Source organism: Kitasatospora kazusensis, from assembly GCF_039529945.1.
Taxonomy (GTDB): Bacteria; Actinomycetota; Actinomycetes; order Streptomycetales; family Streptomycetaceae; genus Kitasatospora; species Kitasatospora kazusensis.
On the sequence record NZ_BAAANT010000003.1, the window covers coordinates 108418 to 134950 of the forward strand.

Sequence of the window (26533 nt, forward strand, 5' to 3'; positions counted from 1 at the left end):
TCTTTTTGGGTCCGATTTGTGGATCGCACTCTTGTGCGGCCGCGCCGTCGGCTGACAAGCTCAGCCCCATGATCGGTGCGCAGGCGGAAGTCGCGGCTGCGGTTACGGCCGCGCCCTGGTGGTTGCGGGGCCTGCCCAAGGCCGAACTGCCTTGCACCACAAGGCCGGAGTGGGCCGAGTTCGCCGAGTCGGCGGTCTCGTCCGTCACTTCGCAGCCCCGCGTCCCGAGTGGCGAGCTGCCCGGTACGACCGGATTCGCGGCCGTACTGGCGCCCTTCGCCGAACTCGCCGCAGCACGCCTGGCCACCGTTGTACCGGAGGACGCGGCGGACCTGCGAGCCGTCCGGGCGGACTTCGTCACACAGCTCGCCGCCACCCTGGGCCGGCAGGCCGCCCGGACCCTGGTCCTGGAACTCAACGTCGCCCGGGTGACGGGCCGGCTGGCCGGTGACACCCCGTCGGCGAGGTTCCGGAGCTTCCTCGCGCTGATCGGCGGTCAGGACGGCCTGGCCGCGCTGCTCCAGGAGTACCCGGTACTGGCCCGGCTGCTGGCGCAGACCTGCCGTTTCGCGGCCGAGGCGGCGGCGGAACTGCTGGACCGGTTCGCCGCCGACCGGGCCGCCGTGGTGGCCGGCCTGCTGGCCGGCGCCGACCCCGGGCGGTTGGTCGCCGTGGAGCGGACGGCCGGCGACGGCCACCGCCGCGGCCGGTCCGTCGCCGTGCTGCGCTTCGCCGACGGCACCCGGGTGGTGTACAAGCCGCGCCCGCTGGACGCCCACGGGCACGTCAACGACCTGGTCGGCTGGTTCAACGCCCGGCCCGGCGCACCCCGGTTGCGGCCCCTCGCCCTGCTGGTGCGGGACGGCTACGGCTGGGCCGAGTTCGTCACCCCGCACCCCTGTACGACCGAGCGTGAGCTGGAGCGGTTCTACCTCCGGCAGGGCGGCTGGCTTGCCCTGCTGCACGCGCTGGACACCACCGACCTGCACTTCGAGAACCTGATCGCCTGCGGCGCCGAACCCGTCCTGGTCGACGTCGAGACCGTCTTCCACCCCTGTGCCCCCGCCCGGCCGGACGAGGACCCGGCGGCCCGCGCGCTGGAGTCCTCGGTGTACCGCACGGGCCTGCTGCCGCACCTGTTCCTCGGCGAGGAGACGGCGGCCGACATCTCCGGTCTGGGCGGCGACGCCGGGCGCCGCTCGCCGGTGGAGAGCGTGCACTGGGCGGACGGCGGCACCGACGGGATGCGGCTGGTCCGCCGGGCGGCCCGGCTCGGCGGCGCCGCGAACCGCCCCCGGCTCGCCGGGGCCGACGCTGACCCGGCGGCGCACACCGAGGCGCTGCTGGCCGGCTTCCGGGCCGGCTACCGCGCGATCGAGGCGGGCCGGAGTGAACTCACTGGCCCACAAGGCCTGTTGAGCCGGTTCGCGGAGGACGAGGTCCGGGTGGTGGCCCGGGCCACCCACGCCTACGCACGGCTGCTCGACGAGTCGACCCACCCCGACGTCCTGCGCGACGCCGCCGAACGGGACGATCTGCTGGGCGTGTTGGGAACCGACGCGCTCGACCCGGCCGGCTGGCCCGGGTTGCTCGACCAGGAGATCGCTGAACTGTGGGACGGCGACGTCCCGTTGTTCACCACCCGGCCGGGCTCGGCGGACTTCTGGAGCGGCGCCGGACACCGGACACCCGGCGTCCTGGACCGGCCCGGGCTCGACCGGGTGACGGAGAAGATCCGGGGGATGGGCCCGGCCGACCTCGCCGCGCAGGAGTGGATCGTCCGGGCGGCGATGGCGAGCAGGTCCACCGCCCCCGCCCACGCGCCCACCGCCCCCGCCCACGCGCCCGCCCCGACCCGGTCCGCCGCCCCGGCCCCGGCCGTACCGGCGGCCCCCGCCGCCACCCCCGGCCGGCTGCTCGCCGCCGCCCGCCGCATCGGTGACCGGCTGCTGGCCGACGCGCACCGCAGCGGCACCCGGACGAACTGGCTCGGGCTCGAACTCCTCGCCGACCGGTACTGGCGGCTCGGCCCGGCCGGCGCCGACCTCGGCTCCGGCTGCCCCGGGGTCGCCCTCTTCCTGGCGCAGTTGGCCGAACGTACCGGCGAGGAGCGCTACGCGACGACGGCCCGCCGGGCGCTGCGCCCGCTGCCCGGGCTGCTGGAGCAGCTCGCCGAGCACCCCGAGGAGCTGGGCCTGGTCGGTTCCGGCGGCTTCGCCGGCCTGGGCGGCATCGCCTACGCCCTCACCCACGTCGCCGTCGCGCTGGACGACGCCGAGATCCGGAGCTGGGTCGCACCGGCGGTACGGCTCGCCGCCGCCGCGGCGGCGGCCGAGGAGGCGTCAGGCGTCCTCGACGGGACGGCCGGCGGCCTCGCGGCCCTGCTCGCGGTGCACGCGGCCACCGGCTCCGCCGAGGCCTGGACGGGTGCGCGCACGTGCGCCGCCCTGCTCGCCGAGCGCCCGCTGCCCGCCGTCCCCGGCTTCGGCAGCGGCGCGGCCGGTGTCGGCTGGGCGCTGCGCAGGTACGCGGCGGCCGGCGGCGGCGCCGGGTACGAGCAGGCGGGGCTGTCCGCGCTCCGCTCGGCGGCCGAGGCCGCGTCCGCCCGGCAGGACGGGTCCTGGTGCGGGGGCCTGCCGGGCATCGCGCTCGCGGCCGCCGACGGCCCGGCTCCCGCCGAGGGGCCGGTGCCTGTCCACCGGTCGGGGCCTGCCCACGGGTCGGGGCCCGGCGCCGGCGCGCCGGACGGTCCGTCGTCCGACCACAGCCTCTGCCACGGCGAGCTCGGCGTGCTGGAACTGCTCGCGCGGACGGCGGAGCCCGCCGGGCCGGACCGCCGCGCGGGCGCGCTGCTGGCCGACCTGGAGCGGTACGGACCGCGTTGCGGCACGCCCGGCGGGGTCACCGCGCCCGGCCTGCTGACCGGGCTCGCGGGCATCGGGCACGGGCTGCTGCGGCTCGCCGCCCCCGCACTCACAGCTTCGGCGCTGCTGTTGCAGCCGCCGGTCACGTCACGGCCGTCACCCCCGGCGCCGTGACTCTCAGGGAAGGAACCACCACCATGGACACCATCGACCTGGTCCGCCAGTGGAAGCAGCCCGGCGCGCGGCAGGGCGGGACCGTCGACCACCCCGCCGGCGAGATCAGCCTCGGCCGGCCCGGCGGCCTCGCCCGCCGGGCCGGCCTGCTGGCCGGACACAGCGCACTGCGCAACTCGCACCAGTTCCCGACGATGACCTTCACCCTCTCGATACCCCAGGAGTCCTGAAGTCCCGTCGGCCGGCCCGCCGGGCAGCCGCCTGCCGGGCCCGCCCGGGGCCGCGCGGAGCCGTGCCGGGCCGGAGGCGCGCGGAGGACCCGCCCAACCGGAAGCGAGGGTGCCGCGGCCACCGCGACGCGCGGTTCCGCGCGCCCCGGGCGGCCCCGGCCTGCCCGGCGGCGCACCCTCCGCCGGCCCGGCCGGCCACCGGCGCACCGGCCCCGGCCCTCGCGGACGCCCGGGAAAGGCCCGCTACCGGATCTTCACAACTCTCCAGTAGCCTGCGCCTATGCGTACCACTTCGCCGGTCACCGTCGGCCGGGACGCCGAACTCACCGAGCTCTTCGCCACCCTGACCGAGCTTCGGGCCCGAGACGGCCGCGCCGTGTTCCTGCTCGGCGACGCCGGCATCGGGAAATCCCGGCTGCTCGGCGACTGCGCCGCGCACGCCGCCGACCTGGGCCTGCCGGTGCTGCGCGGCCGGGGCAGCTCGACCAGTGCGGGGACGCCCTTCCGGCCGCTGGTCGAAGCGCTGTCCTCCCGGTTCCGGACCACCGGACCGCCACAGGACGCCGAACTGGAGCCGTACCGCCCGGTGCTGGCCCGGGTGATCCCGGAGTGGCGGCACGCCGCGCACTCCGGCTACCCCGAGAGCGTGGTCGAGCTCGCCGAGGCGCTGCTGCGCCTGCTCACCGTCCTGGGACGGGAGGCCGGTGTGCTGCTGGCCCTGGAGGACCTGCACGACGCGGACACCGAGACGCTCGCCGTCGTCGAGTACCTCGTCGACAACATAGCCGGGCTGCCGGTGCTGCTGCTGGCCACGCTGCGCCCCGAGCCCGGGGCCGCCCTCGACCTGGCGCGCGAGGCCGACCGGCGCCGGGCCGCCTCGCTGTTCACGCTGCGCCCGCTGGCCGCCCCGGACGTCCGGGCGATCGCCGCCGGCTGCCTCGCGGTCACCGTCGGCGAGGTGCCGTCGCCGGTGGTCGACCGGCTGGCGCAGAGCGGCGACGGGAACCCGTACCTGATCGAGGAGCTGCTCGCCGAGATGGTCGGCTCCGCGGCGCTCCGGCCGACGGCCGACGGCTGGCAGGTGGCCGGGGACCTCTCCACCACCGTCCCGGCGACCGTGGTGCAGAGCTACGGCCACCGGATCGACCTGCTGGAGCCCCGGCTGCGCGAACTCCTGCTGCTCGGGGCCACCCTGGGCGCCCGCTTCTCGGTCGCCACGCTGCGGCTCGTCACCGGGTACGACGAGCGGGCGCTCTTCGCCCAGCTGCGGGCCGGCGTCGAGGCGGGCCTGATCGTCGCGGACGGCGCCAGCACCGACCAGTACGCCTTCCGGCACGCGCTGACCGCCGAGGCGCTGCTGGCGAACCTCCCCCGGGCCGAGCGCGCGGCCATCGCCCGGCAGGCCGCCGCCGCCGTGCTGGCGGCCGACCCGGAGCTGGCCGACGGCCGCTGCCAGCTGGTCGCCAGGCTCCGGGTCGCGGCCGGGGACGCGGCCGGCGCGGCCCTGGTGTACGCCGAGGCCGGGCGCCGGGCCCTGGCGGACGGCACCTCGGGCTCGGCCGTCCTGCTGCTGGAGCTCGCCCACGAACTCGCCCAGGCGGACCGGTCCGACATCACCGAGTCCCTGCTGTACGCACTCGCCGAGGCCGGGCAGCTCGACCGCGCCTTCGAGCTGGTGGAGACCCTGCCGCCGGCCGGCGCCGGGTCGCTCGGCGCCGACCGGCGGATCGCGCTGCACACCCGGCTGGCCTGGGTCGCGGTGATCGCCGAGCGCAGCGCGGACACCGTCGCCCAGGTCGCGGCCGTCCGCGCCCTGCTCGGCGAGGCCGCCAGGCCGGAGCAGACCGCCGCGCTCGCCGTGGTCGAAGGACACCTGGCGCTGCTCCCCGGACAGGGCGAGCGGATGGCCGACGCCGAGCGGCTGGCCCGGGAGGCGGCCGAGGTCGCGGAGCGGGCCGAACTCCCGGTGGTCGCCTGCCAGGCCTGGCAGCTGCTCGCCCTGCTGGCCCGGGAGCGGGGCTTCGACGACGCCGACGAGTGCCTGGAGCGGATGCTCGCCGTCGCCCGCACCCACCGCCTGCCGGTCTGGGAGGTCCAGGCCCTGATGCGGCTGGGCGCCAACGGCTTCATGCGGACCGGCGACAGCCGCAGACTCGAACAGGCCCGGGAGTCCGCCCGCGCCATGGGCGCGATCGTGCTGACCCAGAGCACCGAGGCGCTGCTGGCCATGAACGCGGTGCTCACCGGGGACGGGGACACCGCCCGCGACATCATCGACCGCTGCCTCGACGCCAGTTCGCGGATGCGCGACCTGGCGACCCACCGCTACCTGCTGCTCACCTCGGCCACCCTCGCCGCCCACCGGGGGCAGCGCCGGGAGATGGACCAGGCGCTGCTGGCCTTCGACCAGGCCGGCGGCGCGGAGTCCTTCCTGACCCCGGTGATGTTCGGCCTCTGCCGGACGCTCTGCGCACTGCTGGAGGAGGACCGGGCCGGGGCCGCCGCCGAACTCGCCGCCGCCGCGGCCTGGGAGCGGCAGCACCCGAACGTCTTCTACCTGTCCGGGCGGTACGGGCTGCGCCCGCTGCTGGACGCCCTCGCGGGCACGGCGGGCCGCGCCGACTACGAGGCGGTGGCCGCCGCACCGGCCGCCGGCCTGGTCTGGAACCGTCAGTTCCTGCTGCTCGCGCACGCCGTGCTGCTGGGCCGGGAGGGGCGGGCCGAGGAGGCCGCGGCCGCCGTCGGCGCGGCCGGGCGGACGGCCGGGCTCTTCCCGATGGCCCACCACCTCGGGCTGCGGCTGGTCGCCGAGGCGGCGACGGCGGACGGCTGGGGCGACCCGGTGTCCTGGCTGCGGACCGCCGAGGAGTACTTCCACGACCTCGGCGTGCTGTCGGTCGCGGGCGCCTGCCGGGCGCTGCTCCGGCAGACCGGCGCGACGGTCGCGCAGCGCCGCAGCGGCCGGGAGCAGATCCCGGCCCAACTGCGGGCGCAGGGCCTCACACCGCGCGAGTACGAGATCCTCGCGCTGCTGGTCGAGCGTCCGGGCAACCAGTACATCGCCCAGCGGCTCTCCATCTCGCCCCGCACGGTGGAGAAGCACATGGCCAGCCTGATCCGCAAGACCGGCCGCCCGGACCGGGCGGCGCTCTGCCGCCTGGCGGTCGAACTCGCCCAGGAGAGCTGACCGGCCGTCCCCACCCCCCCGGGTGGGACAGCCCGCTCACGGCCCCACCCGGCGAAGCCGACCGGCCGTCGTCGGCGGTCACGCCACCGGCTCCGGCCGGCGCCGTGAGCGGGCCGTCCCACCCACGTTGACCAGCCCCGGGAGCCGCCCGCCCGCCGGATCCGGCCGGGACCGGGCCCGGACGACCCCGGGGCGGCGCCCGCTCGGCGAAGCATGGGGGTGGACCTGTCAGAACGTACGCGTTCCGCACCGATGACCGCCGGGGCGGGCCCGGCAAGGATCTGTTGCAGGGCGGTGCAGGTCCGGCCCCCGCTGCACCCGCCGGCACGGAGGTCCACTGTTGATAATGGAATCGCTGGAGACCGTGGAGTCCCCGCAGACCGGGCCGCAGTCGGGCCCCGTGAGGTTCTCCGTGCTGGGCCCGCTCTCGGTCGAGGTGGCGGGCCGTCCGCTCGCGCTCGGGCCGTTCAAGCAGCACGTGGTCCTGGCGCTGCTGCTCTGCCGGGCCAACACCACCGTCTCGGTCGACCTGCTGACCGAGGCGGTCTGGCAGGGCGAGCCCCCGCGGACCGCCCGCAAGAACCTCCAGGTCTACATGTGCGCGCTGCGCAGGATGCTCGGCGGCGAGCAGGGGCAGGAGCGGCTCGCCCACCGGCTCGGCGGCTACCTGCTGCGGGTCGCCCCCGAGGAGCTGGACCTGCTCCGCTTCGAGGCGCTCGCCCGGGCCGGGCGGGCCGCCGCCGCGGCCGGTGAACTCGCCCGGGCTGTCGGGCTGCTGGGCCAGGCGCTGGACCTGTGGCGCGGCGAGCCGCTGCCCGGCCTGCACGGCTCGGAGCCGCTGCAGGCCGAGGCCGCCCGGCTGGACGCCCGCTACCTGGGGGCCTACGAGGACTGGGCGGAGGCGCAGTTGGAACTCGGCAACCCGCAGACGGTGGCCGAGGGCATCGGCGAGCTGGTGGAGCGCCACCCGCTGCGCGAACGGCTGCAGGCCGCCCGGATGACCGCGCTGCACCGGTCGGGGCGCCGGACGGAGGCGCTCGCCGCCTACGACGGGCTCCGCCAGCTGCTGGCCCGCGAACTGGGCCTGCCGCCGAGCCCGCCGCTGGAGGCGCTCTACCGGTCGATCCTCTCCGAGGGCCCGCGCCGCTCCCACCCGCAGGGCGCCGGCTACCCGGCCGTGCGGACCCTGCTGCCGCCGGACGTCACCGACTTCACCGGCCGCCGGGCCGAGGTGGCCGAGCTCACCGCGGCGCTGAGCGGCGGCAGCGGGAAGCCGGTCCTGCTGGTGGGCCCGGCCGGTGCGGGCAAGACCACGCTGGCGGGGCACGTGGCCCACCGCCTCCGCGAGGAGTTCCCGGACGGCCGGCTGCTGGTCAACCTGCGCGCCGAGGACGGCGGCGCGCGCGGCTGGACCTCGGTGCTCGCCGAGCTGCTCCGGATGACCGGCCTGACCGGGCGGGTGCCCGAGGCGCCCGGCCAGGCGGCGGCGGTCTGGCGCGGGTGGCTCGCGGAGCGCCGGGTGCTGCTGGTCCTGGACGACGCCCCGGACGAGTCCGCCGCGCGGGCGCTGCTGCCGGGCCCGGGGACGAGCGCGGCGATCGTCACCTCCCGCACCCAGCTCGCCGGGCTCGCGGCCGGCCACCGGATCGAGGTGCCGCCGTTCGGTGCGGGGGAGGCGCTCGACCTGCTCGGCGGGATCATCGGCCGGGCCCGGCTCGACTCCGACCCGGAGGCGGCCGTGCGGATCGTCGCCGCGGGCGGGATGCTCCCGCTGGCGGTGCGGGCGAGTGCCCTGCGCCTCGCCGTCCTGCGGCACCTCCCGCTCGCGGAGTACGCGGCCCGGCTGGCCGGCCCCGACTCGGTGCTGGACGAACTCGCGGCCGGCGACGTGGCCGTCCGTCCCCGGCTGGCGGCCGGCTGGCGGGATCTGACCGAGCCGGGCCGCCGGGCGCTGGTCCGGCTGGCCCGGCTGCCGCTGGACGAGCCGTTCACGCTGCACGAGGCGGCCGAGGCACTGGGCTGCGGGGAGGGCGGCGCACTGCGCGAACTGGAGTGCCTGATAGACAGCGGCGCGGTCACCTCGCCGGAGGCCGAGGTGACCGCGCACGCCGCGCTCTACGCCGTGCCCAGGCTCATCCAGGTGTACGCGCGAGAGCTTGCCGCAGGGCTGCCGTTCCCCGCCGGGGAGCCGTCCTGACGGTCTCCTCGACGAAGTCGGCGGCCGCTGCCTGGCTCCCGGACCGGCGCAGCCGGCCGCCGATCCGCTCCACCTGTGCCAGCAGGTCCCGGTCGGCCGCCACCTCGGAGAGCAGCCCGGGACGGTCCTCCAGCCGGCGGGCGACGCCTGCGCGCAGGCAGGCCTCGGCGAGCACGTGCTGCTCGCCGCCGGCCGGTCCGACCACCAGCGGCCGGTCGTTCAGCAGCGCGGCGAGGACGGGCGCGGAGGTGCCGCTGGTGACCACCAGCTCCGCCGACCGGACGAGCGGCTCCAGCCAGGGCTTGCGCACCACCAGGATGTCGGTGCCGTCGGCCTGCTCGGCCGCACCCGAGCGGCCGAGATCGACCACGGCCTGGAACGGCCCCCCGGCGAAGGTCGCGTTGAGCCAGGGCCAGAGGCTGTGGCCGCCGAAGGTACGGCCCAGGTGGACGTAGACCACCGGCTTGCCGACCCGGTCGGTGTGCTCGGCGATCTCGCGCAGTTCGGCCTCCGGGGCGGGCGGCTCCCACCAGCACGGGCCGACGTGGCGGATCCCCTCGGGCAGCGCGGCGCCGGCCAGCTCCAGGGCGGGGTCGCCGCGCAGCAGCAGACCGTCGCCCGACAGCAGCCGCTGCCGGTCCAGGCCGGTGCGCGGGGTCAGCCCGGCCGCCGTCCGGAGCTCCTCGTAGTGGGCGAAGGTCTCGGCCAGCCGCCACTCCCGGTCGACCGGCCTGGCCGGCTCGGCCGGGCCGCCTTCCTGGTAGGGCCACAGGTGGGCGGCCAGTCCGACCACGACCACCGGCAGGTCCAGCACCTCGGCCGCGACCAGCGCGCCGTGGCACAGCGTCGAGGTGACCAGGACGTCGGCCCGGCAGGTGCGGGCCTCCTGCCGGATGGTGTGGAACTGGGCCAGGCCGTGCCGGTACCACTGGCGGACGTTGAACACCATGGCCCGGTCGGTCCCGGCGGTCGGCGGGAGGCGGTGCACCGAGTGTCCGCGGCGGCTCAGCTCCCGGGCCACCGCCACGGCGGGGTAGCGGAAGCCCGCGCTGTCGAGCGGGCAGAGCAGGATGTTCATCGGATCTCCAGCCCGAGGGCGTCGGCGAGGAAGGCGAGGGCGTCGGCCGTCAGCGCGACCGTCCGGGAGACCGGGCGGGCCCCGTGGCCGACTCCGTGCTCCAGCCGCAGCAGCACCGGGCCGTCGCCGTCGGAGGCGTGCTGGAGCGCGGCGCACATCTTGCGGGCGTGCAGCGGGTCCACCCGGGTGTCGCCCTCGAACACCGCGAACAGCACCGACGGGTACCGGACCCCGTCCCGCACCCGGTGGTACGGCGAGTAGCCGAGCAGGTTGGCGAAGTGCGCCGGGTCCGCCGCGCCGCCGTACTCGGGGCGCCAGCTCGGGCCCATCCCCGACAGCTCGTAGCGCACCATGTCGAGCAGCGGCGCCATGCAGACGGCGGCGGCGTACTTCTCGGGGTGCTGGGTGAGCGCGGCGCCGACCAGCAGGCCGCCGTTCGAGCCGCCCATGATGCCGAGCTGCCCGTGGGTGGTCCAGCCCTCGGCGACCAGCCAGTCGGCGGCGGCGGCGAAGTCGTCGAAGACGTTCTGCTTGCGGTCCAGCATGCCGTCCCGGTGCCAGTCCTCGCCCTCCTCGCGCCCGCCGCGGATGCAGGCCGTCGCGTACACCCCGCCGGCCTCCGCCCAGGCGATCGCCTGCGGGTTGTGGGCGGCCGTGGCCGAGACGCCGAAGCCGCCGTAGCCGTTCAGGACGGTGGGCCTCGGGCGGTCCGGGGTGCCGGTCGGGGAGACCAGGAACATCCGCACCAAGGTGCCGTCCTGGGAGCGGTAGGTGATCTGGCAGCTCTTCACCCCGGTGCCGGCCGCGACGCCCTCCGGCCTGGCCCAGAGTTCGGTGCGGCCGGTCAGCGCGTCGAAGCGGTGCACCTCGCTGACGGTGGCCGGGTCGGTGAAGCCGAACCAGGCCTGGCTGCCGCCGTTCGGATCGGTACTGAGCCGGCCCGTCATGCCGGCGCCCGGCAGCGGCACGGTGCCGAGCTGCTCCCCGTCGGCCAGCCGGTGCACGGTGATCTCGCTGACGGCGTGCCGGCTCCGGGTGACCAGGGCGAGCGGCTCGGCCAGGTCCGGCCCGTCCAGGACGACGAAGTCCTCCAGGACGGCCTCCGGGTCCTCGGGGACCAGGTCAGGCCAGTGCCCGTCCGCAAGTCCGTCCGGGGTGCTGACGGCGATCCGCCCGCGCCGGGCGTCCCGGTCGGTCTGCAGGTGGACGGTGCCGCCGGGGCCGGTCCCGGCGAGGACGGTCAGCGCCGTCCGGGCCTCCAGGCCGTGCTGGACGGGGCGCAGCAGCGGGCGCTCCGGGCCGCTGAGCTCCAGGTCCGCGAGCCACAGGTCGGTGCGCGGCGCGCTGCCGGCGGTGGCGGTGACGGTGAGCCAGCGGCCGTCGGGGCTGAGGTCCAGGCCGTAGAACTGGGTCTTGTCCCGGCCCTCGCCGAAGACCAGGGTGTCCTGCTCGGGCGCCGTGCCCAGCTCGTGCAGGTACACCCGGCGGTGGTAGAGCTCCTCGCCGGGCAGCCGGCGGACGTAGTAGAACTGGCTGCCCCCCGGCAGCCAGGCTACGGGCGTCCGCCGGATCCGGTCGACGGGACCGTCGACCACCTCGCCGGACGCCACGTCCAGCACCCGCAGCACCGACTGCTCGGTGCCGCCGGCCGACACCTGGTAGGCCAGCAGCCGGCCTTCCAGCGAGGGCGTCCAGCTGTCCAGGACGGTCGCGCCGGCCGGGTCGAGCCGCAGCGGGTCGAGCAGGACCCGTTCGACCCCGCCCTCGGCGACGAACAGCACCGGCTGGTCCTGGCCGGGCCGCCGGCGGGTGAAGAACAGCCGCCCGCCCCGGGGCACCGGCCGGCCCGCCCCGCCGGAGCCGGAGAGTTCGGCCAGCCGCCCGGCCAGCCGCTCACGGCCCGGCCAGCCGTCCCGCGCGGCGGCGAACAGCCCGTCCTGGGCGGCCGACCAGGCGACCGTACGGGGGTCGGCGGCGTCCTCCAGCCAGCGGTACGGGTCGGCCACCGGGTGCCCGTGGATCTCCTCCGTCAGCGGCTGGCGTTCGGCCTCGGGGTAGCGGGGGAGGGAGGTCATCCCGGGCTCCGTTCTCTGATGGTTCGGCGACCGCTCGTTCGTCGATCGTCGCGACTGGTGGTCAGACCGCCGGTTCGGGCTGCGGCTCGGGCGCCGGTGCCGGCACCAGGCTCCGCTCGCGCAGCAGCGGCAGCGCGCCGGCCGCGGTGGCGGTGGCGGTCAGCAGGGCCAGGGCCAGCCAGGTGTGCGAGACGCCGAGCGTCTGCTGGCACAGGCCGGCCAGGCCCGGCCCGAACGCCGCCAGGCCGGCCAGCAGCATGCCCGCGGCGGTGCTGACCCGGCCGAGCAGCTCGTGCGGGGTGTTCGTCAGCAAGGCCTGGCCGACCACGATCCCGGCGGGCGGGGAGAGCAGGAAGTACGTGCTGAGCAGCGCGCCCATCACCCAGCTGGAGGAGGTGAAGGCGAACCCGGTGAGGGCCACCGTCCCGCACACTCCGACGCCCGTCAGCAGGGCACCGGCCGGGAGCAGCCGGATCACCCGGGCCGAGAGCATCGAGCCGGCCAGCGCGCTGGCACCGGCGCAGGCCAGCACCGCGCCGACCGTGGCACTGCTCGCACCGTGGGCGTGCAGAGCCACCACGACCGCCACGTTGACGCTCGCGCCGACCAGGTTGACCGGCCCGGCGAAGAGCAGCGCGCGCAGCAGCAGCGGCTGCCGGGCGAGCCAGCGGAATCCCGCGCTGAGGCGGCGGTCCGCCGTGGCGGCGGGCGGTTTCGGGCGGGAGCGGACGGTGATCCGGAAGATCAGCACGGCCGACACCGCGTAGGAGGCGGAGTCGCAGACGAACGGCAGGACGCGGTCGAAAGTGAACAGCCAGCCGCCCAGCAGCGGGCCGGCCAGGCCGGCCATCGAGAGGGAGGTCTGGGTGCGCCCGAGCGCCTCGGTGAGGTGTTCCGCCGGCACGATGTCGCGGGTCGCCACGCTGGCGGCGGGGCCGAACAGTGCGCTGGCGACACCCTCCACCAGGGCCACGGCCAGCAGTTGGGGGTAGCCCACGGAGGCGGCGGCCGCGACCAGCGGGATGCTGCCGACGGCCGCGAAGCGGACCAGGTCCGTCCAGAGCATCACCCACCGGCGGTCGAGCCGGTCGGCCAGGTACCCGGCGGGCAGCCGGAACACCGTCCGGGTGAGCAGGGAGACGGAGGCGACGGAACCGGCCTGGGCGGCGCTGCCGCCCAGGCTCAGGACCAGCAGCGGGTAGGCCAGCAGCGAGATCTGCGATCCGAGGACCGAGACCGCCTGGCCCACCCAGTACCGCCGGAAGTCCCGGTTGCCGCGAAGTCCGGTGGACTTCACCATCGGTCGACCTCCTCGGTCAGAGCCTGCCGCTGGCGTGCAGGTGGTCCAGGAAGGTCACGTCCACCCGGTCGTGGAAGGCCGTCCGGGCGGCCGCCGAGTCCGCGTGCTGGTAGCCGTCGTGGCAGGTGACCCAGCGTCCGGTGGTCTCCTCCGCCGACAGGTAGCCGTTGCGGATGGTGCCGACCTCCCAGCCGGGCTTGCCGGCCGACTCCCAGCAGCTGTAGAGCACGCCGTCGGCGTTGACCACGGCGCCGTAACGGCCGTCCGGGACGGTGCAGGTCAGGCAGACCTCGGCGGCCCGGGGGCGGCCGACCGCGAAGCCGTGTTCGAGGGCGCGGATCTGCCAGTCGGCCATCTTGTCGGCCAGCGTGTCGGTGTGCAGCAGGTCGTTGCCGTAGCCGACGCCCGCGTCGCCGACGATGGCGAAGTGGATCGAGCAGCGGGATGGGTCGAGTTCGGCGGCCAGCCGCTCCAGGAGCGCGTCGGTCCGCTCGTGGTTGTGGTGCGAGACGTTCACCCGGATCTGCCAGCGCAGCGAGGTCTCCTCGGTCGCGCGGACCATGTTGGCGATGATGGTCTCGAAGGTGGCCCGGCCGGACCGGGTGACCCGGATGGTGTCGTGCTCCGTCTGGTCGCCGTCGAAGGTGATCTGGACGGTGGAGAGCCCCGCATCGGCCAGCTGGTGGGCGATCGTCCGGGTGAGCAGGGTGCCGTTGGACACCATGCGGGCCGACATCTCGCCGAGCTCCGAGGCCCGGTTCAGCACCTCGACGCAGGCGCGGGGGTTGAGCAGCGGCTCGCCGCCGAACAGCAGCACCGAGAGGCGCTCCAGGTTGGACTCGGCCATCCGCTGCGAGACGAAGTCCAGCATGGGGCCGATGGTGTCGGAGTCCAGCCGGGCGCGCTCGATCCGGGGCGGCCGGCTGCCGCCGGTCGGGTCCTGCGCGGTGTTCTGGAAGCAGTAGGCGCAGCCGAGGTTGCAGTCCGTGCTGGTCAGCACGGTCAGCGCGTAGGTCCGCAGCACCGGGGGCTCGCACAGGCCGGCGTCGACCAGGTAGCGCCGGGTCTCGGGCCGGACGGTGCCCTCGGGCGTGACCTGGTGGTCGCGCAGCCGGGCGGATCCTTGGGGACCCAGGAACCACCATCCGGACGAGGCCTTGATGAGCCGCTCCGTGCGGATGCCGTCGAGGGCAGGTGCTGTGGACAAGGGGTACCTCCCTGTGGGGCGCGTCCTGGGCGGACTCGCCGGTGATGATCGGTTCGACGGCGGTCCGGCCGCGTTGGTCGCGGGTGGCGGTGGGCGCCTCCCGCTCAGCGGGGTGCCGGGCTCAGAGCTCTTCCATGTGGAGCGCGCAGCCGGCGGACCGGTCGCCCTCGGCACCGTGCGCGAAGACCTCGGGGGCGTCGTCGGCCGAAGGGCCGGTGTCCGGTCGGTCGGTGACTGCGAACGGGCTGGACAAGAGAGCCTCCTGACGATGGGTCACAACAGGCGGGCCGGTGGCAGAGGGGACTGCCACCGGCCCGCCGGAGGTAATTAGTTCTCCACGCCGGTCTGGACGACGCAGGGCGCCTCCTCCTCGGTGACGCCGTGCGCGATGACCTCGGGGGCGTCCTGCTCCTGGTCGGTGGTGGTCTCGTTCTGGTTCTCGGCCATGAGTGCCGTCCTCTCGGGTCGTTCGCCGGTGTTCCCCGGCTGCTGGTGTGAACTCTGTCGATCTCGGGTTGGCGAGCGGTTCGGCTCCGGTATGCGAATGCTCAAACCGCAGGTCAGCCGGTGTTCGGCGGGCTGTCGGCGTCCGCCGGGCGTGCCGTCAGAGGGAGGGATCGAGGTGGATGCCGCAGTACGAGTCGTCCTCCGGGGAGCTGTCCGCGATGATCTCGGGCTCGTAGCTCTCGATCGCCTGGTCGGCGGTGTTCTCGGCCATCAGTGCCGTCCTCTCGGGTCGTTCGCCGGTGTTCCCCGGCGGCTGCTGGAACGCTGTCGGTACCGGTCGGCTTCGTCGTGCGGGTGCTCAAACCGCAGGTCAGCCGGTGTTCGGCGGGCTGTCGGCGTCTGCCGGGCGTGCCGTCAGAGGGAGGGCTCCCAGTGGACGCCGCAGTAGTAGTCGTCCTCCGGGGAGCTGTCCGCGATGATCTCGGGCTCGTAGCTCTCGATCGCCTGGTCGGCGGTGTTCTCGGCCATGAGTGCCGTCCTCTCGGGGCGTTTTCCGGTGTTTTCCGGCTGCTGGTGGAACCCTCCCGCGCCGTGGTTGGCCAGTGGTCGGCCGCCGGTATGAGGGCGGTGTGTCCGCAGTCAGGCGCGGCCGGCGGTCTACCGGACCATCGCCGCCAGCACGCTGCGCCAGTCCTCGCCCGGCCGCTCGCGCAGCGCCCCGGCCAGCGCGTCGGCCCGGTAGTGCCAGGGGCGCAGCAGATCCTCCTCGGCCTCCGGCCGCAGCTCCACCGCGCTCGCGGAGCCCAGCAACCGGCCCAGTTCGGTGGCCAGTTCGGGCCAGGAGACGTGCCCGGAGACGGCGTTCACCACCCGGCCGTCGGCCGGCCCCGAGCCGCCGGCGCAGTCGGCCAGGGCCCGGGCCAGCGCGGCGGAGTGCACCCAGGCGGCGCCGTACCAGTCGTGCGGGTGCGCCGAGGGGTCGGGCAGCACCAGCGGCCCGCCCGCCCGGGCGGCCTGGTAGAGCGCGCCCGTCGCGCCCCAGCGGAGCTGGTCGCGCAGGCGCTGCTGCGGGCCCCAGACGATCGGGGAGCGGACCACCGAGCCGGGGCCGCGGCCCCGCGTCCCGGCGGCGGCCAGCAGGATGCGCTCGCAGTCCAGCTTGCCCTGGCCGTACGGGCTGACCGGGAAGGCGGTCGGGCCCCCCTCCGGGACCTCGGCGAGCGGCGGGCGGCCGTACGCGTCCATGCTGCTGACGAAGACGAAGCCACCCTGCCGCCAGGCGTCCACCAGCGTCCGCATGGCGGCGACGTCGGTTTCGGGCGAGGTGAAGGTGCAGGCCGCGTGGATGACCGCGTCGACGCCCTCGACGGCCGCCCGCAGGCTCTCCAGGTCGCCGAGGTCGCCCTCCGCCACCTCCACGCCGTCCAGCGCCACCAGGTGGGCGGACTCGGGCCGGGCCAGCGCCCGGACCGGGAGCCCCCGGGCCAGCAGTTCCTGGAGCACGGCGGCGCCGACCCCGCCGGTGCCGCCGGTCAGCAGCACCGTCCCCGGGCGGACGGCGCGGCCCGCGTGGCCCGGCCGCCGCTGCTGCGCCGCCGACCGCTCGCGCGCACGGGTGTCGAGCAGCGCGGCCACCGCGCGCGGGGTGCGCTGCTCCAGGATGTCCAGGCCGGTGAGCGGCAGGCCGGTGTCCGTGCGCAGCCGCTCGGCGAGGCGGACGGCGACCAGGGAGTGGCCGCCCAGCACGAAGAAGTCGTCCTCCGGGCCGGGGAGGCCGCTGAGCAGTTCGCCGAAGGCCGCCCGGACGGCCGCCAGCCGCGCCGGGCCCGCCGGCGGCGGAGCGGCGCCGGCGCCGGGCAGCCGGGCGAGGTCCACCGCGCCGGCGGCGTCGCGCGGCAGGCGGTCCAGCAGCGTGACGGCCGCCGGGACCTGCCCGGCGGGCAGCCGGGAGCGCAGCCGCATCCGCAGCTCGGCGCCGCCCGGGGCACCGGGGCCCCGGGTCACCGCGTACGCCAGCGGCGGCTGCCCGTCCCGTACCAGGACCACCGCCTCGCCGACCCGGGGGTCGGCGAGCAACGCGGCCTGGGCCGGGTGGACGAGAGCCTGGGCCGGGCGCAGTGGGCCGCCCGGCAGCTGCCCGAGCCGCCGGCCGCCGTCCACGGCCACGGCGGCGAGCAGGTCGGCGAAGCCGGCCAGCATCCGACGGGCCGTCGGCTCGTCGAGTGCGCCGGTGTCGTACTGCACCAGGCAGCGCGGCTGCGGGCCGTCCTCGACGAACAGGCCGAGGTCGAACTTGGCCAGCCCCAGGTCGACTTCGACCGCCTCGGCGGTCAGGCCGGGCAGCCGCAGCGGATCGGACGGCCGGACGAGGTCGCAGGTGACGGCGAGCAGCGGGGTGCCGTCCTCGCCGCGCGCCGCCGCGCCCAGCCGGTCCACCACCAGGTCGAACGGGACCTCGTGCCGCCCCTGCGCGTCGAGCAGCGCCTCGCGGACCCGGCGGAGCGCCTCGGCGAACGCCGGGTCGCCGCCCAGGTCGGCCCGCACCGGCAGGGTGTTGACGCACAGCCCCACCAGCCGCCGCAGCTCGGGCCGCGAGCGGTGGCTGCTCGCGCAGCCGAGCGTCAGGTCGGTCCCGCCGGTGGCGCGTTGCAGGGTGGCGAAGGCGGCGGCCAGCACCACGGTGAACAGTGTGGCGCCGTGCTCCAGGCCCAGCCGCCGCAGCCCTGCGAGGGTGTCGGCGGCGAGCGGCGCGCTGTGCCGCCCGGCGGCCCTGGTCCGGGGCCCGCCGGGGGCCGGGCGGGGGAGCGGCACGGGACGGGCCCCGGCCAGCCGGGCGGCCCAGTCCTCGACCTCGGCGGTGAGCGTGCGGCCGTGCTCCCAGCGGGCGAAGTCCGCGTACTGGAGCGGCGGTTCGGCGAGCCCGGCGGCGGGCGGGAGCGGTGGCTCGGCGAGCCCGGCGGCGTACAGGGCCGCGAGCTCCTCGGCGACCACGGGCAGCGAGCCGCCGTCGACGGCGATGTGGTGCAGGGTGAGCAGCAGGGTGTGGTCCTCGGGCGCGTGGCGCAGCACCAGGGCGCGCAGCACCGGCCCGGCCGCCAGGTCGAACGGGCGGGCCGCCTCGGCGAGCAGCAGCGCCGGGGCCTGCTCGGGCGTGGCCGCCAGCACCGGGACGGGCACCGGGGTGGCGGCCCCGGCCTCCTGGTACGGCTCCCCGTCGTGCTGCCCGTAGCGGGTGCGCAGGACCAGGTGACGGTCCGTCAGGCCGGTGAGGGCGGTGGCCAGGGCGCCGAGGTCCAGCGGGCCGCGCAGCCGGGTGGCCAGCGGCACGTTGTACAGGGCGCCGGCCCGGCCCAGCTGCTCCGTCAGCCACATCCGCCGCTGGGCGTGCGAGAGCGGCGCCGGGCCGGGCTGCGCGCTGCGCGGGATCGCCGCCGGGCGGGCGGCACCGGCCCGCTGCCGGGCCAGCCGCAGCAGCTGCGCCTGATCGGGACGGCCGGTGGGGCCGGTGGGGCCGGTCCGGTCGGAGGGGTCGGTCGGGCTGGTGGGGTCGGTGGGGTCGCTCATCGGGTGTCCTCGGCGGGTCGGTCGGCGGCGGCGAGCAGCGACCGCTCGATCAGGGCGGCCTGTCCGGCGACCGTCGGGTGGCCGAAGAAGTCCGCGAGCGACAGCTCCACGCCCAGGTCCTCGCGGAGGTCGTCGACCACCCACATGGCCATCAGCGAGTGCCCGCCCTCGGCCAGGAAGTCCGCCTCCGGGCGGTCCACCGGCCGGTCCAGCGCCCGCGCCCAGGCCTCGGCGACGGCCTGCTGCAAGGGGGTCAGCGGGGCGGCCGGCCCGTCGGCCGGCGCCTGCTCCGCCGCCGTCCCGGCCAGGGCCCGGCGGTCCACCTTGCCGGTGGCGGTGAGCGGGAGCGCCTCCAGCAGCGTCCAGGCGGTGGGCACCAGATGGGCGGGCAGCAGCTCCGCCAGGTGGTCGCGCAGGGCGGCGGTGGCGGGCCGCTGCCCGTCGGCGGGGACGACGCAGGCGGTCAGCGCGGCGTCCTCCTGCCCGGGCCGCCGCACCACGACGGCCGCCTCGGCGACGGCCGGGTGCCGCCGCAGGGCGTGCTCGACCTCGTCCGGCTCGATCCGGAAGCCCCGGACCTTGACCTGGCCGTCCGCCCGCCCGTGGAAGTCCAGCGTGCCGTCCGGACGGGCCGTCACCAGGTCGCCGCTGCGGTACATCCGCCCGTGGCCCGGGATCTCGCGGAACCGCTCCGCCGTCAGCTCCGGCTGCCCTAGGTACCCGAGGGCCAGCCGGGCGCCGCCGATCCACAGCTCGCCCCGCGCACCCGGAGGCACCGGGCCCAGGTGCTCGTCCAGGACGGCGGTGCGGGCGCCGCCGAAGGCGCGGCCGATCGGCGGCGGGCCGTCGCCGTCGTCCTCGCCCAGCCGGTGCAGGGTGGTCATGGTGGCGGCCTCGGTCGGCCCGTAGGCGTTCCGCAGGTCGAGCCAGGGGAAGGCCCGCAGGACCGTCCGGGCGTGCTGCCCGGACAGCGCCTCGCCGCCGACCACCAGGGTCCGCAGCACGCCGAAGATCCGGGACTGCCGGGCGGCCAGGTGGTGGAAGAGCGCGGTGGTCAGGAAGGCCGCGCTGACGCCGAACCGCTCGACGTCCCGGGCGAGTTCCTCCGGGGTGGGCCGGTCGGCGGGCGAGATCATGACGGCGGCGCCGTTCGCCAGCGGCACCCAGAGCTCGTACGTCGAGGCGTCGAAGGTCGCGGGCGAGTGGTACAGCATCCGGTCGCCCGGGCCCATCGGCACCGCGTCCGGCGCCGTCACCAGGTCGGCGATCGCGCCGTGCGGCAGCTCCACGCCCTTGGGCCGGCCGGTGGAGCCGGAGGTGTACAGCAGCAGCGCCCGCGCCCGCGGGTCGTCGAGGGCCGGGTGCGGCGCGGCGCCGGCGAGCGCGCCGCCGGGCAGCTCGGAGCCGTCCAGGGCGAACGTCCGCTCCTCCGCGAGGCCGGCGCCGGCCAGCAGCGCCTTGTCACCCAGGGTGAGGCGCACCCCGGCGTCCGCGAGCATCCCCTCCGTCCGGGTGCGCGGGTACGCCGGGTCGAGCGGCACCAGGTGCCCGCCCGCCCACCACACGGCGAGCTGGGCCACCACCTGCCGGGCCGACCGGGCGGCGAGCAGCCCGACCGCACTGCCCGGCCCCACCCCGCGGGCGGCCAGCTCGGCGGCCAGCCTCCTTGCTTCGAGAACGAATTGACGGTACGTCAGAACGGTCGTCCCGTCGGACACGGCCAGCGCCTGCGGCCGGACCTCGGCCTGCCGGGCGATCAGCCCGGGCACACCGCCGGGTATCAGCTGAGAGGACATCGGTTTCCTTTCCTGGAGGGGTTGCCGCCAGGGGCGCGGGGAACTGCGCGAAATCGGTAGGTACGGCGCCGTACCTACCGCGGTGCGCAGTCCCTCGCACCCCCTTCGTTGAGCAGCGTCAGCCGCGCTGCGCGTCGACCAGCGCGGAGAGCCGCCGCAGGTCGGGCTGGCGGAGCATCAGGGGAGCCCGCAGCTGGACGCCGAACTCCTGCTTCAGGGCCACCAACAGCCGGGAGGCGGCGAGCGAGTTGCCGCCCGCGTCGGTGAAGTTGTCCAGCGGGCCGAGCGCGGGGTTGCCGAGCAGCTCCCGGCAGAGCTTCAGGACGGTCCGCTCGGTCTGCGAGGAGTCCTCGTCGGCCGGACTGGCCGGACTGGCCGGACCGGCGGGAGCGGCCGGTGCCGGGGCGAGGTCCGAGGCGAGCAGCGCGGCCCGGTCGACCTTCCCGTTAGCGTCCAGCGGGAAGGCGTCGACCAGCAGGACGCGGGTCGGCACCGCCTGCTCGGGCAGCCACTCCCGGACCTGCGGCAGCAGCTGCGGTCCGGCGGTGAGCACGCCGTCCGAGGCGGGCTGGACGAACGCGATCAGCCGTACCCCGCCCGCCGCGTCCGGACGGGCCGCCACCGCGGCCCGCCGCACCCGCGGGTCGCGTTCGAACGCCGCCTCCACCTCGGCGGGCTCGATCCGGACGCCGCTGACCTTGACCTGGTCGTCCAGCCTGCCCTGGAACTCCAGCACCCCGTCCGCCCGCATCAGCACCCGGTCGCCGGTGCGGTAGACCAGGCCGTCCGTGCCCTGCGGCGCGGCCACGAACCGGCGGGCGGTCAGCTCCGGATCGAGGTAGCCGAGGGACAGGCTGCGCCCGCCGATCCGCAGCTCCCCGGACTCGCCCCGGGGGACGGGGCGCCCGTCGGCGTCGGTGACGAATACGGTCGTGCCCGGCACCGGCAGCCCGATCGGCGGCGCGTCGTCCGGGCCGTCCGGCGTGCCGCCGGGGGCCATGGTGTGGACGGTGGTCACCACCGTCGCCTCGGCGGGGCCGTAGGCGTTGTGCACGTGCGCGGTGACGTCCGCCGCGGGGCGCCGCCGCAGCCGGTCGCCGCCGATCATCAGGTGGCGCAGCGCCAGCCCGTCCGGCCAGGGCAGGTCGAGCACCGGTTCGGCCAGCGGGGTGGGCAGCGTGGCGGCGGTGATCCCCGCCCGCCGCCACCAGCCGGTGAGCGCCGCCGGGTCCCAGCGCACCTCCTCCGGTGCGACGCTCAGCGCCGCACCGGAGGTGAGGGCCGCCCACAGCTCCTTCAGATGCGGGTCGAAGGCGACGCCGATCATCAGGCTGTGCCGGTCGCCGGGTCCGAGTCCGGTCAGTTCGCGGTACCAGCTCAGCAGGGCGCCGAGCGACTCCTCGCCGACGGCCACCGCCTTGGGGGTGCCGGTCGAACCGGAGGTCAGCACCGCGTAGTAGCTGCCCGCCGGCGCGCCGACCGCGCCGGGGGCGGACGGCGCGAAGGCGGCGACCACCCGGACGGCCCCGGGCAGGGCCAACGGCAGCTGTTCGGCGTCCTGGTGGCCGGCCGGCAGCAGCGCCGGGTCGCCGACCAGGCAGCCGAGGTCCAGGTTCCGGGCCACCGCCTGGAGCCGCCGCTCACCGGGGCGCGGGCCGAGCGGCAGGTAGACGGCGCCGAGCCGGGCCACCGCCAGCGCGGTGGCGACGAGCGCCACCGAGTGGTCCAGGCAGACGCCCACCAACTGCCCCGGGCGTACCCGCTCGCGCAGCGCGTCGGCCACCGAGGCGGCCAGCAGGTCCAGTTCGGCGTAGCTCCAGCTCTGTTCCCCGTGCAGCAGGGCGGGGGCGTCGGGGGTGCGGCGCACCCAGTCGAGGTGGGCGGCCAGGACGCCGGAGTCCCGATGCGGGCCGCCGTGCATGATGCTGAGGTCGGTCATGGTGTTGAGTTCGTTCATCGTGGTGCCTCCGAGTCGTGGTAGCGGGTCAGCCCAGGCCCATGGACCGGGCGATGATCACCTTCTGGACCTCGGAGGTCCCCTCGATGATCGTCATCATCCGGACGTACCGGTACAGGAACTCCAGCGGATGCCCGCGCACCCAGCCGGTTGCGCCGTGCACCTGCAACGCCCGGTCCACCACCCGCACGGCGGTCTCCGAGGCGGTCAGCTTGGCGAGCGCCGCGTTCTCCGGCGCCTCCGTCCCCTCGTCCACCAGCCGGGCGCAGGCCAGCGTGAGCAGCTTGGACGCCTCCACCTCGGCCCGGCTGCGCACCAGGTGCTCCTGGACGTGCTGGTAGGCGCCGATCCGCTCGCCGAAGGCCTCCCGCTCCCGGGCGTACTCCACACCGAGGCGCAGCGCGTACTCGGCGACGCCGTTGCACATCGCCGCCACCACCAGGCGGCCGCGCGACAGGCTGTCCACGGCCAGCGCCATCGCGGCCCCGACGCCCTCCTCGCCGCCGATCACCGCGTCGGTGGACACCCGGACCTGCTCCAGCAGCAGTTCGAACAGCGGCTCGCCGGACATGCCCTGGTACGCCTGCCCGATCCGCAGGCCCGGCGTGTCCATCGGCAGCACGAAGGCCGTCGCGCCGCCGGTGGCGCCGTCGCCGAGGTCGGTGGCGGTGACCACCAGGGCGAAGTCCGCCCGGTCGGCGTTGCTGACGAAGGTCTTCCGGCCGCTGATCAGCCAGCCGTCGCCGTCCCGCTTCGCGGTGGTGCTCAGCCGGAAGGCGTCCGAACCGGCCTGCGGCTCGGTCAGTGCCAGACAGCGCGCCGCCTCGCCGCGCACCAGCGGCCGCAGGTACCGCTCGACCTGCTCGGGCGTCCCGTGCCGCAGCAGCGGGCTCGGGCCGTCGGAGCCGGCCAGTGCGTACGGCGCCAGCGAGCAGCCGCTGCGCCCGGCCGCGTGGTGCAGCAGGACCACGGCGGTGAAGGGCATCCCGGAGCCGCCGAGTTCCTCCGGGTAGTCGCCGGCGTAGAAGCCGAGCGCGGCCGAGCGCCTGCGCACGTAGCCGCGCAGGTCGGCGGGCGGCTGGTCGGCGGTCTCGGGCAGTTCGGCGGCCAGCGGCACCAGCTCGCGGCGGACGAAGCTCTCGAACGCCTCGACCAGCTCGCGGTGGTCCTGCTCCAGGACGGCGGAGGGGGCGTGGGTCATGACTGCTCTCCGCCCGTCGTCGTGGCGGTCGTCGTCGTGGTGGTCGGTGTCCCGACAGCCGGTGCCCTGGCGGTCAGGGCCCTGGCCTGGTCGGTCAGCCTCGGGTTGGCGAACAGGGCGCGCAGCGGCGGGCGGTGGCCCAGCCGGGGCTCCAGCCAGGCGGCGAGCTGGGCGGCCAGCAGGGAGTGTCCGCCGACCTCGAAGAAGTGCGAGTCGGCGGAGAACCGGCTGTGTCCCAGCACCTCCCGCCAGGCCTCGGCGACCAGGGCGACCGCCGGATCGTCGAACAACTCCGGCTGCGCCTCGGCGGGTTCGTCGCCGGGGGCGGGCAGCTCGGCGAGCCGGCGGCCCAGCGCGGCGCGGTCGGGCTTGCCACCCGGTAGTGTCGGCATGGTCTCCAGCGCCACCCAGGTCCCCGGGACGAGCGCCCCGGGCAGCCGCAGCGAGAGCGCGGCGTGCAGTGCGGCCCGGTCGGGCTGCCCGCCGCCCTCCAGGAAGGCGACCAGGCGCGGGCCGTGCCCGGCGTCCTGGTCCAGCACCACCGCGCAGGACCGGCCGCCGAGTTCGGCGGAGGCCGCCGCCTCGATCTCCTCCAACTCGATCCGGTGGCCGCGCAGCTTGACCTGGTTGTCCCGGCGGCCGAGGAAGCGGAGCCGCCCGGCCAGGTCGCGGTAGCCGCGGTCACCCGTCAGGTACACCCGCTCGCCGCCGAGCGCGGCCGGGGTGGCGAACCGGGCGGCGGTGGCCTCGGCCAGGCCGAGGTACCCGTCGGCGAGCATCGCCCCGCCGACCGCCAGCTCGCCGACCGCGCCGGCCGGCAGCGGGTGCTGCCCGGCGTCCAGCACGTGCACCCGGACACCGGGCAGTTCGGCGCCGAGCGGGATCTCGCCCGCCGCCAGGTCGTCCCCGGTGACCTCGTGCACGGTGGAGGTGACGGTCGCCTCGGTGACGCCGTACGCGTTCAGCACGGTCGCGCGGGTATCCCGGGCGAGGCCGCGCAGCGCCTCGGCGGGCAGCCGCTCGCCGCCCAGGACGAGCAGCCGGGGTGCCCAGCGCCCGTCCCGCAGCGCCTCCCGCAGCTCCTCCCGGACGGCGAGGAAGTAGCTGGTCGGCAGGTTGGCGACGGTGACCTGGCGGGCCGCCAGCACCGCGACCAGCTCCGGGCCGGTGGGGACCTCGCGCTGCGGCAGCACCAGGCAGGCCCCGGCGGCCAGCGAGGGCAGCACCTCCTCCAGCGCCACGTCGAAGGAGGGCCGGGCGAACAGCAGCACCCGGTCCCGCTCGGTCAGCCCGTACCGCCGCGCGAGCGCGCCGACGTACCCGGCCAGCGCCCGGCGGCCGACCAGGACGGGCTTGGGCACGCCCGTCGAGCCGGAGGTGTGGATCACGTACGCGGCGCCCGGCAGGACGGGCGCGGGCTCGGCCTTCGGGAAGGCGGGGCCGTCCAGCAGGGCGGGAGTGCGGCCGTCGGCGGGCAGCGACAGCGCGCTCTGCCGGGTGGCCAGCACCAGGGCGGGGCTCAGCCGGTCCAGCAGCAGGTCCAGCCGGGCGGCCGGGTCCTCCGGCGAGAGCGGCGCGTACACCGCGCCGGCCCGCAGGCAGGCCAGCAGCGCGACCACGCCGTCCACGCCGCGCGGCAGCACGGCGGCCACCGGCTGACCGGGCGTCACCCCGGCGCCGTGCAGCCGGTCGACCAGCTCGCCGACCCGGCGGTCCAGGTCGCCGTAGGTCAGCCGCTCGGTGCCGGAGACCAGCGCGAGCCGGCCCGGGTCGTGCGCGGCGGCCGGGTCGAGGCCGTCCTGAGCGGCGGCCTCGGCGGGCGCGGTGGCCTCGGCGGCGGGCGCGGGCGCGGCGGCCAGGGCGGCCAGCGGGCGGAGCGGGTCGTCGAGGTAGGCGCGCAGCAGGTCGAGCAGCCGCCCGGCCAGCAGACCGGCGACCTCCTCGCCGAACAGGTCGGCGTCGTAGTCCCAGACCAGGGTCATCCCGGCCGCGCCGTGCCGCTGCCCGACCACCCGGCGGTCGTCGGGGAGCAGCACCAGGTCGAGGTCGAACCGCGTGGTGCCGGTGTTGAACCCCTCGTACAGCGAGATCTCCAGGCCCGGCACCTCGATCTCCGGCAGGGCCGCGTCATGGGCGCTGAACATCACGTCGAACAGCGGGTTGTCCGCGCCGCCGGTGTGCAGCCCGAGCGCCCGGGTCAGCTCCTGGACGGGGACCTGCTGGTGCGGAAGCGCGCGCAGCAGCGTGTCGGTGACCTCGTCCACCGCCTCCGACCCGGACGCGACCGGGTCGAGCCGCAGCCGCAGCGGCAGCGTGTTGACGAACATCCCGACGGTGCCCTCGAAGCCGGCCGGCCGGTTGCCGACCGCCGTGCCGACCACCAGCTCGTGGTGCCCGCTGTGCCGCCGCAGCAGCTCGGCGAAGAGCGTGAGCAGGGTGCTGAACGGGGTGTGGCCGTCGCCGCGGCTGCGCTCGCGCAGCCGCTCGGCGAGATCGGCGCCGATCGTCTGGCGCAGCTGCCCGCCCCGGTGGTTGCGGACGGCACCCGGGCGGTTCAGACCGGGCAGCGCCAGGTCCATCGGCGCGTCGCGCAGCTCCTCCCGCCAGTACGCGAGGCTCTCCGCCTGCGCCTGGCCGGTGGTGCGGGCGTGCTCCTCGTACGAGCGGGTGGGCGGCAGTTCGGCCGGCCCGCCGAGGACGTGGGCGCGGTAGACGGTGAACAGGTCGCGCAGCAGGACGGCGAACGAGTGGCCGTCGTGGATCAGGTGGTGCTCCACGTGGATCAGCCGGTGGTGCTGCTCGCCGAGGCGGACGAGGTGCCAGCGCAGCAGCGGTGCCCGCGTGGTGTCGAGCGGCTCCTCGGCCTCGGCCCGCAGCACCTGCTGGAAGACCGACTCCGGGTCCTCCTCGCCGGACAGGTCGCTGGTGCGCAGCCGGGTTTCGGCCCGCCCGGCGACCCGCTGGCCGGGCAGGCCGCCCGGCTGCTCGACCAACTCCAGCCGCAGGCCGGGGTGGTGGTCGATCACGGCGGCCAGGCCGGCCCGCAGGGCGTCCCGGTCCAGCGGGCCCCACAGGTCGAGCGCGGCGGTGAAGTTGTACGCGCGGCTGCCGGGCTGCAGCTGCTCGTGCAACCAGACGATCTCCTGCGAGGAGGAGAGAGCGAACATGGACGTTTCCCTTCGCTTGTGGCGGGGCGTGCGGGTGTGCGGAAGCGGCCGGGTGGGCCCGGTGGGGCCGTACGGCGGCGGTGGGGTGG

The 26533-nt window shown here is 76.4% G+C and carries 14 protein-coding genes; 4 read left to right on the forward strand and 10 right to left on the reverse strand.

Features of this window, described 5'->3' with window-relative positions; genetic code table 11:
• Nucleotides 1–68: 68 nt before the first annotated feature.
• The 4 genes from ABD330_RS04270 to ABD330_RS04285 all read left to right on the forward strand — a co-directional run bounded on the left by ABD330_RS04270 (nt 69) and on the right by ABD330_RS04285 (nt 8652).
• Nucleotides 69–3038, forward strand: a complete 2970-nt coding sequence (locus ABD330_RS04270; RefSeq protein ID WP_344460843.1) for a type 2 lanthipeptide synthetase LanM family protein — start codon at nt 69–71, stop codon at nt 3036–3038.
• A 23-nt stretch (nt 3039–3061) separates the two neighbouring features.
• The gene (locus ABD330_RS04275; protein WP_344460845.1) at nt 3062–3268 is read left to right on the forward strand and encodes a hypothetical protein; all 207 of its coding nucleotides are present in this window, start codon (nt 3062–3064) and stop codon (nt 3266–3268) included.
• Between the two features lie 280 nt (nt 3269–3548).
• A complete protein-coding gene (locus ABD330_RS04280; protein ID WP_344460847.1) occupies nt 3549–6455 on the forward strand; it encodes a helix-turn-helix transcriptional regulator in 2907 nt (968 codons plus the stop codon).
• A 346-nt stretch (nt 6456–6801) separates the two neighbouring features.
• On the forward strand, nt 6802–8652 hold the full coding sequence (locus ABD330_RS04285; RefSeq protein WP_344460850.1) for an AfsR/SARP family transcriptional regulator: 1851 nt from the start codon (nt 6802–6804) through the stop codon (nt 8650–8652).
• Here ABD330_RS04285 and ABD330_RS04290 read toward each other — a convergent pair.
• The 10 genes from ABD330_RS04290 to ABD330_RS04335 form a co-directional block, all read right to left on the reverse strand.
• A complete protein-coding gene (locus ABD330_RS04290; RefSeq protein ID WP_344460852.1) occupies nt 8588–9730 on the reverse strand; it encodes a glycosyltransferase in 1143 nt (380 codons plus the stop codon). The two genes, ABD330_RS04285 and ABD330_RS04290, sit on opposite strands and share 65 nt — an antisense overlap.
• Complete coding sequence (locus tag ABD330_RS04295; protein ID WP_344460854.1) at nt 9727–11805, reverse strand: prolyl oligopeptidase family serine peptidase; 2079 nt, start codon at nt 11803–11805, stop codon at nt 9727–9729. The genes ABD330_RS04290 and ABD330_RS04295 overlap by 4 nt, the downstream gene beginning before the upstream one ends.
• 61 nt (nt 11806–11866) lie before the next feature.
• Nucleotides 11867–13105 (reverse strand): MFS transporter, encoded by a 1239-nt coding sequence (locus ABD330_RS04300; RefSeq protein WP_344460856.1) that lies wholly within the window; start codon nt 13103–13105, stop codon nt 11867–11869.
• A 16-nt stretch (nt 13106–13121) separates the two neighbouring features.
• Entirely contained in the window at nt 13122–14312 is a 1191-nt protein-coding gene (locus tag ABD330_RS04305) for a radical SAM protein (protein ID WP_344460858.1), read from the reverse strand.
• Between the two features lie 121 nt (nt 14313–14433).
• Nucleotides 14434–14565, reverse strand: coding sequence for a hypothetical protein (locus tag ABD330_RS04310; protein WP_344460860.1), 132 nt, complete (start codon nt 14563–14565; stop codon nt 14434–14436).
• Nucleotides 14566–15416: 851 nt separating this feature from the next.
• Nucleotides 15417–18323: a condensation domain-containing protein gene (locus tag ABD330_RS04315; protein WP_344460862.1), complete on the reverse strand. Its 2907-nt coding sequence runs from the start codon at nt 18321–18323 to the stop codon at nt 15417–15419.
• Nucleotides 18320–20119 (reverse strand): non-ribosomal peptide synthetase, encoded by a 1800-nt coding sequence (locus ABD330_RS04320; RefSeq protein ID WP_344460864.1) that lies wholly within the window; start codon nt 20117–20119, stop codon nt 18320–18322. Before ABD330_RS04320 ends, ABD330_RS04315 begins: the two co-directional genes overlap by 4 nt.
• A gap of 118 nt (nt 20120–20237) precedes the next feature.
• Nucleotides 20238–22076: a non-ribosomal peptide synthetase gene (locus ABD330_RS04325; RefSeq protein ID WP_344460866.1), complete on the reverse strand. Its 1839-nt coding sequence runs from the start codon at nt 22074–22076 to the stop codon at nt 20238–20240.
• A 28-nt stretch (nt 22077–22104) separates the two neighbouring features.
• On the reverse strand, nt 22105–23277 hold the full coding sequence (locus ABD330_RS04330) for an acyl-CoA dehydrogenase family protein (RefSeq protein ID WP_344460868.1): 1173 nt from the start codon (nt 23275–23277) through the stop codon (nt 22105–22107).
• Complete coding sequence (locus tag ABD330_RS04335) at nt 23274–26444, reverse strand: non-ribosomal peptide synthetase (RefSeq protein WP_344460870.1); 3171 nt, start codon at nt 26442–26444, stop codon at nt 23274–23276. The genes ABD330_RS04330 and ABD330_RS04335 overlap by 4 nt, the downstream gene beginning before the upstream one ends.
• Nucleotides 26445–26533: the final 89 nt, after the last annotated feature.